This is a genomic window from Haloterrigena alkaliphila (assembly GCF_017352155.2).
GTDB lineage: Archaea > Halobacteriota > Halobacteria > Halobacteriales > Natrialbaceae > Haloterrigena > Haloterrigena alkaliphila.
Genome location: NZ_CP071462.1, coordinates 2936358 through 2945400 on the forward strand (window position 1 = coordinate 2936358; position 9043 = coordinate 2945400).

Genomic DNA, 9043 nt, shown 5'->3' on the forward strand with positions numbered 1-9043 from the left:
GATGCCGGACGGCAACCAGCCGGGCGACGACGAAACCCGCGGGAAGATCCCGTCGAACCCGCCACGCGACATCGGTCCCGCGTCCGGGACCGAACGCGACGTCGACCCCGTCGCCCCGCAGAACGACGAGCGCCGGAGCGGTGCCGACGGCCCGACGGAATCCGACGCCGACGAGACGGCGACGACCTCGGCGATCGCGCCGTCCGGCACGCAGTCGACCCGACAGGTGCGAGCCGCCGTCCTCGAGGACGTGCGGGACTCATTCGACGACCGGCCCGACGACGCCTTTCCCGGTCGGCCGTCCGATGCGTTCATCGAGACGGAGTTCTTCGATTTCGGCTACCTCGAGGCCTACGAGGAAGTCGATCGCTACTGGGTGAACCGACCGTACGCGTACGTGACGATCCTCTACGATGAGGCGACCAACACGAACCGGTATCACGTCGTCGAGCCCGACCTGGACGAGTTCGAGGACGGTTCGACAACCCCGTCAGCGGCGTGACGATGACGGGAACGGCCGGCGGCGACGGGCGCGTTCGAGCCGTCGATCCCGTCACCGACGCAGAGGACCGCGCGACGTTCGTCTACGACGCGCCCGCGAACGTCGACGCGAGCCGGGACGTCGAGGCGACGCTCCGCTTCGGCGACGGAGCGCCCCGAGCGGTCACGTACGACATCCGCGTGATGGATCGCGACGGTGGGGGAACGGACGGCGATGGAAATTCCGACTCGGGCCCGGCGCCGACCGCGACGATCACCGACGTGAGTGCGAACACCGGGGGCAGTCAGGACCGGTACGACGTCTCCCTCGAGGCGACCGACGCCGACGGGAATCTGGACGAGGTCGAGTTCGAACTCCGGAATCCCGACACCGGTGACGTCGTCGACGCGGCGACGGCGACCCTCGACGGCGACCGCGACGCCGCGACCGAGCGGCTCCGCGCTCGAGGATCCCAGCGACTCGCCGAGTATCGAATCGTCGCTACCGTCGCCGACGCGGACGGACAGACGGGACGCGACGACGCGACCGTCGCCGGAAGCGGGTCGTAGGACGACACCGGTCGAAAACCCGCCTGTTTTACATCCGACCGGCCAATGATGGGGTAGTCTATGGAGTGTCGCCACTGCGCATCGCCGCTCGAGAAACCCGGCGATTTCTGTCTCGTCTGCCGGGAGACGAACACGGAAGCGATCGTTCTCGAGGCGGGGCGCGAGCGGGCGACGCTCACGATGCTTGCAGGCGATGGCGACGAAGCCACGGCGGCGGGACGCGGAACTGACGATCCGGTACTGGGTGAGACGACGATCACCACGACCCCCGAAGCGGGCGAGAACGAGGTCGTCGAACTCCGGAACTTCGCGGGGCTGATCGGCGACGAGATCAGGCGCAAGCGGCCCGAGGAGGTCTACGCGGGCGGCGAGCGGGCGGTGATTCAGGCCGTCCGCGAGGACATCCACCACGCGTTCTACCGCGTCGAGGACGACGACCCCGTCGCGGCGGTCGTGGACCGGCGAGGGAATCGCGCGCTGGACGTGGTCGAGACGCCGCCCGCGGAGAAGATCGGCGGCAGCCACTCGACGCTCATCGGCGGGCGGACCGGAATGCGAGCCATCCGGGCCGTCGCGGGCCACCCCCACGTCAAGAAGGTCATCCCCGGACCGATCGACGCCGGCGGCAAGGGCTCGCAGTCCGGGCTTCGCGCGAAAGTCACCCGCGCCGACCACGGCGGCAACGTTCGCATGCTCCTCCGGGACGGCTCGAGCGTCCAGGAGAACCGCGTCGTGACGACGGCCCGCGACCGGGAGATGGGCGAACGGATCCGCGAGGACTTAAACGAGGTGCTGGACGACGCGGAGTTCCAGTGAGGACGGCCCTCACGGCACTGCGAGTCCGCCGACGGCCGGCGAGAGCGTCGACGTCCAACTCGCAAGTATTGTCCGCACCTGATGGAAGAGACACTGTCTGCTGGTTGTCGGCCCCTTATCCGGATGGCGTAATTAGATATAATTAGCCATGATCGAGCGTCCCGACGCCGTCTTGGCTGCGATTCCGCTGCTCGCGGTGAGTGGACTCGCCCTGCGAACGGCCATCGCACTGACGGGCGTCGCGACCGGACTCCTGGCCGCCCCGCTCGCTCCCGTCGGCCCGCTCGCCGCACTCGCGCTGGTCTTCGGGGAGTTGTTGACCGGTCCCGTCGCCGAGCGGGCGACGAACTGATCACCCCCCGGGCGGATCGGCCCGACGGTCGCTCTCGTCGCTGACCGTCGCTGGCGTCGGCGGATTCGCATCCGCCCTAACTCAACAGGTTTAAGAATCCGCTGGCGATAGCTAGTCCTACTATGGCCAAGAAAGGAAGCGTGGGTAGCGCGGGCCGTTTCGGCGCCCGCTACGGTCGCGTCGCCCGCCGTCGCGTCAGCGAGATCGAAGACGATATGGAACACGCCCAGGTCGACGGCGACGACGTCACGCGCGTCGGCACCGGCATCTGGAAGAACGAGGAGACCGGCGAGGTCTTCACCGGCGGCGCCTACCGTCCGGAAACGCCAGCGGGCCGCACGGTCACGCGCTCGATCCGCGCGGCGCTGGCCGAAGACGAAGACGAAGACGACGAATAACCCTCGAGTTACGATTCACTATGAGTTACAAGTGTTCTCGCTGTAAACGCGACGTCCAGCTCGACGAGTACGGTGGCGTCCGCTGTCCCTACTGTGGCCACCGCGTGCTGCTGAAAGAGCGCAGTCGCGACGTCAAGGAAGTCGACGTCGTCTAGCGTGTCCACCCACGACGCGACGCTCGAGTTCGACTACGAGACGCCGTCTCGCGCACGCATCGTCGCCGAAAGCGTCGCCCGCGAGGTCGGCGAAATCGACGACGCACGCTCGCGGACGAGCATCGAACGCGATGGATCGATCGTCCGGATCGATATCGACGCTGCGGACGTGATCGCCCTGCGGGCCGCGTTGAACACCTGGTTTACGTTGATCGACGTCGCCGAACGGACGGCCGATTCTGGGACGGCGGTCCTCGAGTCGTAGTCGGCCGGGATCGAGAACGGTACGAGACCGGCGGTCCCGCGAACGCGTTTGCGCGTAGCAGGTGCCGGTTCTCGATTTTTGTCCGTCGCCGCCGAAGCGTCGGTATGGCGTCACGAGACAGCCTGCGACGGCGGCTCCTGCTCGCGGGCGGTACGGCCGGATTCGGAATGGGGGCCGTCGTCGACACCGTGATCTTCCACCTCACGTTGCAGACCCATCACCTTCTGTCGGGCTACTACGATCCGTACAGCCTCGACGGCTACCGGACGAACGTGATGTTCGACGGCCTGTTCCTGATCGCCACGCTCACCGTCGCGTTCGTCGGACTCGGGCTTCTCTGGCGGCTGGTCAACGGGACGGACCGACGCTTCTCGACGACGTATCTCGTCGGGTCGATCCTCGTCGGCGCCGGCGTGTTCAACGTCTTCGACGGCATCGTCGACCACTACGTGCTCGACCTGCACAACGTCGTCCACGGGACGGAGGCGTGGAACCCCCACTGGGTCGTCGTCAGCGTCGTCATGCTCGCGCTCGGAGTGGCCCTCCTGCAGACGGTCGACAGGGCCGTCCACCCCGCCACCGCTGCCGCCAGTCGGACCGAATGAGACGGTTCACGGTGCGCTCGAGCGCCCTCGATACCGATTCGTCCTCGAGAACGTCACCGAACGCTCCTCGAGAAACGCAGTCTCGTACCCCTCGTGGCGCGCCACCTGCGGCGGCGTCTCGAGGTCGATCGTCAGTTCGTCGCCGCGCTCGAGGATAGCCGGATCGACGGCCGTCCCGTAGCAGTGGCCGAGTCGGGCGTCGAGGGTCTCCCGGAGCGGCGCGCTCGCGATCCGCTCGCCGTCTCGAGCGACCGACGCGGCGAGGCCGGCGAAGGGGAGCGGAAACGAGTTGTACGCCGTTCGGGGTGTCACCGCGAGGATCGGCGCGTCGATTCCGCTCCGATCGGTATCGTCGAGGAGCGTCGCGGTGTACTCGATGTCGCCGCTCGTCGCGGCGCCGAGTTCCGCGCCCGGGTCGCGGCTGGGCCCGACGTCACCCCTCACGGCGTGATCCATCGGCTCGAGCGCGCCGGCCTCGCCGCGGCCCTCGGCCTCGTCGATCAACCGGCGCTCGAGGCCCTCGATTTCGTTGGTGTCGAACGCGAACTCGGCCTCGACGCTCGTCTCGCGCTCGAGGACGTCCGCGCGCCTACCGGTCGCGTTCGCGGTCGTCGCGCCGACGCGGATCGTCGCCACGTAGGAACCGTCGCCGGCGAGCGGGACGTTGTCCCCGTAGTGGGCACCCATCCGCTGGGAGAGCATCGGCCAGAGGGATCGCCGGTCGATCGGCTCGTCGGTGTCGGCCCCGCGAGCGCGGATCGTCGTCGTCACCGGCGCCGGGACGAACGCCCCCGTTTCGGCGTCCCGGACGGTCGCCATCAGGTGGAGATCGTGTCGCGAGCGGACGTCGGCCCGATTGCGCTCGGCGTCTGCGACGACCCAGAACGAGTGGGGACGCGACGCCAGCAGCGAAATCTCCCGGCCGACCGCGGTCGCCGTCCCGTAGCGCACCATCTCGTCGGCGTGTGGCGGCACGTAGACCCCCTCGGGCGGGTCGACGACCAGTTCGCGCCACGCGTCGTCCCGACGGAGCGCCTCGAGACAGCCAGCGGACAGTACCGCGAGTACCGATCCGCCGGCTGCCAGCGCCTCGCGCCGTCGCATATCGATCACCACACCGTCGACCCGAAAAGCGCCCCGGGCTGCCGACGCCGGCCCTCGCAGCGGACAAAGCTTGGCTTTATCAGTCCGGAGGGCGACCGTCGAGATATGCAGGGTAATCTGCCGCCGGAAGCGCAGGAGAAAATCGAACAGCTTCAGGACCTTCAGGAGACCGCTCAGCAGGTCGCCGTCCAGAAACAGGAGGCCGAATCGAGCCTCACCGAGGCCGAGAACGCCCTCGAGGAACTCGAGGAGATCGACGGCGACACCAAGATGTACCGCAAGGTCGGCGAACTGCTCGTCGAGACGGAGTACGACGAGGCCGAGGACGACCTCGAGGACAAAGTCGACTCCCTCGAGATCCGCCTCGAGACCCTCGAGAAACAGGAAGAGCGCGTCCAGGATCAGTTCGAGGGCCTGCAGGACGAGCTCGAGGAACTGCTCGGCGGCGGTGGCGGCATGGGCGGCCCGGCCGGTCCGGGCGGTCCGGGTGCGGGCGGCGCATAAATGCCAGCCGACGAGCCGACGGACGAGGCGGTCGTCCAGACGGCCTCCGACGCCGCGGAGGGGCTGATCTTCTCGCGGTACAAGCAGTCCAACGTGCGCGACTGTGACGTCACCGTCGCCTTCGAGGACGGCGTCCTCGAGGTCGACGTCTATCTCAACGTCCCCGGTGCCGAGGAGGGACCGGGTCCCGGCCCCGATCAGGTGGCCGACGCCGCAGCGCGCGCCGCACGGGACGCGGTCGACGACCTGTTCGAGGCGTAGCGGACCCGATTCGCGGTCGCGGCACCTCGGCGGTCGTCGACCCGCCGATTCTTCTTCCACCTCGAGCGGTGCGTGTCGACGTCCCGATTCGAATCCCGTTCTCCCCGAGCGGTCGGGTTGGTCGCTACCGGTCCAGAGAACCGCTCCCGACGTACGCGAGGCCGACGACACCGACGAACAGCAGGACGCTCGCTACGGTGTCGGAGACGTACCCGAACGTATCGCCGACGTAACCCACCGCGACGAGCGTCGCCGCGACGGTCGCCGGGACCGGCTGTGCGATCAGTTGCTCGGCGAAAACCCGAATTCGCCAGTAGACCATCTCGAGTTCCGCCGTCACGGCGGTCCCGAGCGGGGCGGTTCCCGTCCGGATCGTCGGCCGGCTCGAACGCCTCGAGGGTAGTGGCGTCGACCGTGACGACCTCCCCGGTGTTGATCCGCCGGCCGTCGGCGTCGCCGACCCGAAGCAAGGTGACGGTGGCCTCGCCAGTGCCGACGACGCGGTAGATTCCCGGCGGGTAGTCGCCGTCGGTCGATCTGAGGTGATCGCGCACGCTGAGCGAACCCATTACCGACGTAAATTCACCGATCCGACATAAGCGTGGAGGGTCGAGAACGCCGCGAGTCGGTGGGTATCACTCCACGGTTCCACACCAGTCGACGGCCGTCAGCGCGAGCGTTTGTGCCGTTTCGACTAACGAATCGATTTCCACGTACTCGTCGGCACCGTGGATGTTGTCGCCGCGCGGACCGACCGACGGACAGGGGATATCGTAGTACCGGTTGTAGAACCGTTCGTCGTTGCCGGCGGCGCCGCCACCGAAGGTCGTCTCCTCGCCGGTGACCGTCTCCGCGTTCTCCCGCGCGAGTCGGACGATCTCCGCGTCGGTGTCGAGTTCGTGCGGCGCGGCGTTCCAGCCGAACCACTCGAGTGCTGGCGGGTGGTCGGACAGCCACTCGTCGTCCTCGGCGACGTCTCGCACGGCCGCTTCGATTTCGGCCCGGACTTCCTCGCGCGTTTCGCCGGGGGGCCAGCCGATCCGCCCCTCCAGTACTGCTTCGGAGGGGACCGTCGAGGGCCAGTCGCCGCCGTCGATACTGCCCACGTTCAGGTTCGTCTCGTGGCCGTCGAGTTTCGGGTTCTGACGGACGGCCGGTTCGTAGGAGATGCGCGACTTCCGTTCCTGATCCAGTTCGTCGAGCGCCCGATAGAGCGTCGTCGCCTTCCCGATGGCGTTCACGCCCGCGTAGCCCTGCGCGGCGTGTGCCGATTTCCCGGGCACGCGAACGCGGAAGTACATGACACCGCCGCTCGCCATCCCGATATCCGGGAGCCCGGAGGGTTCGGTGATGATCGCCGCGTCGGGCCGATAGCCGCGCTCGAGCGCGGAGAGGACGCCGCCGGGGCCGCCGTCCTCCTCTTCGATGGTCGTCTGGATCGTGAGGTCGCCGGCCAGTTCGACGTCGAGGTCGTCGAGCGCCTCGAAGGCGACGAGGATGGTCGCGACGCCGCCGAGCATGTCGTTGCTGCCGCGGCCGTAGAGGCGCCCGTCTTCGACGGTGGCGTCCCACGGGTCGTAGCGCCACTCGTCTTCGTCGACCGGAACGACGTCGACGTGTCCGCTCAGGGTCAGCGACCGCCCGTTTCCGGCGCCGTCACACGTCGCTGCGACGTTCGGGCGGTCGTCGTATCCGTACTCCGCGTAGGACGACGTCTCGAAGAAGCCGGGATGGTCCCGCAGGTCGTCGGCGTCGGGTTCCCACGTATCGACCTCGAGACCGTGGGATTCCAGCCGAGACACGACAACCTCCTGTGCGGGCTTTTCGTTGCCGGTCACGGACTCCCGGGCGATGAGTTCACTGAGGAGATCGACGAGCTCCTCGCGCCTGTCTTCGATCCGCTCGCGGAGAACGCTCCTGTCTATTGCAGACATATACCACGGTACGATACAGCACACTGCGTACTTACGCCTTTCCCCCGCTGCTCGCCCGTATCGGCCGCCGGAACCCGACAGTCCATCCCCCCGTCGTTACAGGGGAGAGGCCTACTACCCAACAGCGGCGTCACCGACAGCGACGTGAGGGGAACCGTCGGTACTCCTATTCCTGTAGAAGATATATCGGAGAGCGGCGAAGTCGACGAGTCGAACCGGCGGTCGAGACGACTCGGGAAGCCTTACCGCGACTCGCAGATCTCGAGGAAGTTCTCGAAGATCTCGTCGCCCTCTTCGGTGTGGGCGACCTCGGGGTGCCACTGGACGCCGTAGAGGTCGCGGTCGGTGTCGCTCATCGCCTCGACGTCGCAGACGTCGCTGCGGGCGGTCAGTTCGAAGCCGTCGGGCAGTTCCGTGACCTCGTCGGCGTGGCTCGCCCAGACGCGCGTTTCGGGGTGAAGCGACCCCGTCAGCGGATCGGCGTCGTCGACGATATCGACGGTTACGTCCGCGTAGCCGCCGTACTCGCCGCTTCCGACGCTCCCGCCGAGTTCCTCGGCGATCAGTTGCATTCCCAGACAGATTCCCAGCACCGGGACGTCGGCGGTGAGGTAGTCCGCCGAACGGCCGACCCGATCCATGTCGGGGCCGCCCGAGAGGACGACGCCGTCGGCGTCGACGTCCTCGGGCGGCGTCTCGTTGTCGATCAGCTCCGTGTCGACGCCGAGGTCGCGTAGCGCCCGGCGCTCGAGGTGGGTGAACTGTCCGTGGTTGTCCACCACGACGATCTTCGTCATTGGGGGTGGCTAGCCGGGCAGCCGGTAAAAACGGTCCGGAAACCGATTTCGAATCGTCGCGGACCGCAACGGTGGGCGGGCCGCGGCGCGTTTCGCACCGCGGTGGACCGGCTCGCACTGCCGGTTGCGCCCGGGCGGCACGAAGGGGTTTTCTTCTTATCTCCCACTCCTATCGGCACTAGAACCAAACTATGGAAAAAGAGCTCGATAACACCAAGTGTTCAACCACTGTTTCGAGATATACCAAAACATTCATACAGGCGCCGAGAGTATCGTTGGATATGACACCTGAGGGCGAAGCGGTCGGGAATCAGTCGTCGGACGACGAAACCGTCGTCTCCGCGATCGACGAGATCGAGGATCGCCCACACCTCGTTATCGCCGATATCGGTCGGGACGACGCCTGGCTCTCGATGACGGAGCGAGACGCGGTTTCGCTCGACGCCTGGCGATAACGCCGTCATTCGACGCGCCGCCGGGCGGGAGCGGGAATCGACTCGAGCCGTGATAGCGGTCAACCCAACCGACACCGGTGGCGGGGACCGACCGGCGCGGATGACAGCGAGCGTTCGATGCGGATGACAGCGAACGACAGGGCCGCTCGTTCCGGTACGTTTATACTCGTCTCACCGGACGGTACCGATATGGCAGTCGATCTCAGCGAATTCGATCATCCGGCGTGGCTCACCGCAGCGGGAACGGGACTCGGATACGCACTGATCCTCGCCGTCCTGACGGTCGCCCTGTTCGTCGTGCCGTGGCTGGTCTTCATGGCGCTGTGACGCAGTAGGGACTGCGAGAC

General features: G+C 67.3%; 16 protein-coding genes. 12 read left to right on the plus strand and 4 right to left on the minus strand.

The annotated features are described in order from the left end of the window. Position 1 precedes the first annotated feature (1 nt). The 8 genes from J0X25_RS33130 (at position 2) to J0X25_RS33165 (ending at position 3641) form a co-directional block, all read left to right on the plus strand. Positions 2-502, plus strand: coding sequence for a hypothetical protein (locus J0X25_RS33130; protein WP_225896668.1), 501 nt, complete (start codon positions 2-4; stop codon positions 500-502). Between the two features lie 2 nt (positions 503-504). Continuing rightward, on the plus strand, positions 505-1050 hold the full coding sequence (locus J0X25_RS33135) for a hypothetical protein (RefSeq protein WP_207288152.1): 546 nt from the start codon (positions 505-507) through the stop codon (positions 1048-1050). A gap of 60 nt (positions 1051-1110) precedes the next feature. Further along, a complete protein-coding gene (locus J0X25_RS33140) occupies positions 1111-1866 on the plus strand; it encodes a DUF2103 domain-containing protein (RefSeq protein ID WP_207288153.1) in 756 nt (251 codons plus the stop codon). A gap of 148 nt (positions 1867-2014) precedes the next feature. Then, positions 2015-2218: a hypothetical protein gene (locus tag J0X25_RS33145; RefSeq protein WP_207288154.1), complete on the plus strand. Its 204-nt coding sequence runs from the start codon at positions 2015-2017 to the stop codon at positions 2216-2218. Between the two features lie 122 nt (positions 2219-2340). Continuing rightward, the gene (locus tag J0X25_RS33150) at positions 2341-2616 is read left to right on the plus strand and encodes an eL43 family ribosomal protein (protein WP_207288155.1); all 276 of its coding nucleotides are present in this window, start codon (positions 2341-2343) and stop codon (positions 2614-2616) included. A 20-nt stretch (positions 2617-2636) separates the two neighbouring features. Further along, positions 2637-2771, plus strand: coding sequence for a DNA-directed RNA polymerase subunit P (locus J0X25_RS33155; protein WP_207288156.1), 135 nt, complete (start codon positions 2637-2639; stop codon positions 2769-2771). A gap of 1 nt (position 2772) precedes the next feature. Next, entirely contained in the window at positions 2773-3036 is a 264-nt protein-coding gene (locus J0X25_RS33160) for a KEOPS complex subunit Pcc1 (RefSeq protein ID WP_207288157.1), read from the plus strand. A 104-nt stretch (positions 3037-3140) separates the two neighbouring features. Further along, positions 3141-3641 carry a DUF2243 domain-containing protein gene (locus J0X25_RS33165; RefSeq protein WP_207288158.1) on the plus strand — a complete coding sequence of 167 codons (501 nt, stop codon included), beginning with the start codon at positions 3141-3143 and terminating at the stop codon, positions 3639-3641. A gap of 6 nt (positions 3642-3647) precedes the next feature. Here the strand turns inward: J0X25_RS33165 and J0X25_RS33170 are convergent, their stop codons facing one another. After that, a complete protein-coding gene (locus tag J0X25_RS33170) occupies positions 3648-4745 on the minus strand; it encodes an iron transporter (protein WP_207288159.1) in 1098 nt (365 codons plus the stop codon). A gap of 105 nt (positions 4746-4850) precedes the next feature. Here J0X25_RS33170 and J0X25_RS33175 point away from each other — a divergent pair, with 105 nt between their 5' ends. Next, positions 4851-5249, plus strand: coding sequence for a prefoldin subunit beta (locus tag J0X25_RS33175; protein WP_207288160.1), 399 nt, complete (start codon positions 4851-4853; stop codon positions 5247-5249). Beyond that, complete coding sequence (locus tag J0X25_RS33180) at positions 5250-5510, plus strand: DUF3194 domain-containing protein (protein WP_207288161.1); 261 nt, start codon at positions 5250-5252, stop codon at positions 5508-5510. A gap of 124 nt (positions 5511-5634) precedes the next feature. On the opposite strand, the gene J0X25_RS33185 is transcribed toward J0X25_RS33180, so the two are convergent. From J0X25_RS33185 to J0X25_RS33195, 3 genes are all read right to left on the minus strand, one after another. After that, complete coding sequence (locus J0X25_RS33185; protein ID WP_225896669.1) at positions 5635-5850, minus strand: hypothetical protein; 216 nt, start codon at positions 5848-5850, stop codon at positions 5635-5637. Positions 5851-6145: 295 nt separating this feature from the next. Next, positions 6146-7444, minus strand: a complete 1299-nt coding sequence (locus tag J0X25_RS33190; RefSeq protein ID WP_207288162.1) for an ArgE/DapE family deacylase — start codon at positions 7442-7444, stop codon at positions 6146-6148. A 242-nt stretch (positions 7445-7686) separates the two neighbouring features. Next, a complete protein-coding gene (locus tag J0X25_RS33195; protein ID WP_207288163.1) occupies positions 7687-8241 on the minus strand; it encodes a GMP synthase subunit A in 555 nt (184 codons plus the stop codon). Positions 8242-8522: 281 nt separating this feature from the next. Between J0X25_RS33195 and J0X25_RS33200 the strand changes: the two genes are divergently transcribed. Both J0X25_RS33200 and J0X25_RS33205 read left to right on the plus strand, forming a co-directional pair. Beyond that, positions 8523-8696, plus strand: coding sequence for a DUF7556 family protein (locus J0X25_RS33200; protein WP_207288164.1), 174 nt, complete (start codon positions 8523-8525; stop codon positions 8694-8696). A gap of 189 nt (positions 8697-8885) precedes the next feature. Then, positions 8886-9023 (plus strand): hypothetical protein, encoded by a 138-nt coding sequence (locus tag J0X25_RS33205; protein WP_207288165.1) that lies wholly within the window; start codon positions 8886-8888, stop codon positions 9021-9023. Positions 9024-9043: the final 20 nt, after the last annotated feature.

Coding starts and splice junctions, on each gene's coding strand:
- J0X25_RS33150 (WP_207288155.1), top strand. CDS start 2,341: ATGGCCAAGAAAGGAAGCGTGGGTAGCGCGGGCCGTTTCGGCGCCCGC.
- J0X25_RS33180 (WP_207288161.1), top strand. CDS start 5,250: ATGCCAGCCGACGAGCCGACGGACGAGGCGGTCGTCCAGACGGCCTCC.
- J0X25_RS33170 (WP_207288159.1), bottom strand. CDS start 4,745: ATGCGACGGCGCGAGGCGCTGGCAGCCGGCGGATCGGTACTCGCGGTA.
- J0X25_RS33145 (WP_207288154.1), top strand. CDS start 2,015: ATGATCGAGCGTCCCGACGCCGTCTTGGCTGCGATTCCGCTGCTCGCG.
- J0X25_RS33135 (WP_207288152.1), top strand. CDS start 505: ATGACGGGAACGGCCGGCGGCGACGGGCGCGTTCGAGCCGTCGATCCC.
- J0X25_RS33190 (WP_207288162.1), bottom strand. CDS start 7,444: ATGTCTGCAATAGACAGGAGCGTTCTCCGCGAGCGGATCGAAGACAGG.
- J0X25_RS33205 (WP_207288165.1), top strand. CDS start 8,886: ATGGCAGTCGATCTCAGCGAATTCGATCATCCGGCGTGGCTCACCGCA.
- J0X25_RS33155 (WP_207288156.1), top strand. CDS start 2,637: ATGAGTTACAAGTGTTCTCGCTGTAAACGCGACGTCCAGCTCGACGAG.
- J0X25_RS33130 (WP_225896668.1), top strand. CDS start 2: ATGCCGGACGGCAACCAGCCGGGCGACGACGAAACCCGCGGGAAGATC.
- J0X25_RS33200 (WP_207288164.1), top strand. CDS start 8,523: ATGACACCTGAGGGCGAAGCGGTCGGGAATCAGTCGTCGGACGACGAA.
- J0X25_RS33165 (WP_207288158.1), top strand. CDS start 3,141: ATGGCGTCACGAGACAGCCTGCGACGGCGGCTCCTGCTCGCGGGCGGT.
- J0X25_RS33175 (WP_207288160.1), top strand. CDS start 4,851: ATGCAGGGTAATCTGCCGCCGGAAGCGCAGGAGAAAATCGAACAGCTT.
- J0X25_RS33195 (WP_207288163.1), bottom strand. CDS start 8,241: ATGACGAAGATCGTCGTGGTGGACAACCACGGACAGTTCACCCACCTC.
- J0X25_RS33140 (WP_207288153.1), top strand. CDS start 1,111: ATGGAGTGTCGCCACTGCGCATCGCCGCTCGAGAAACCCGGCGATTTC.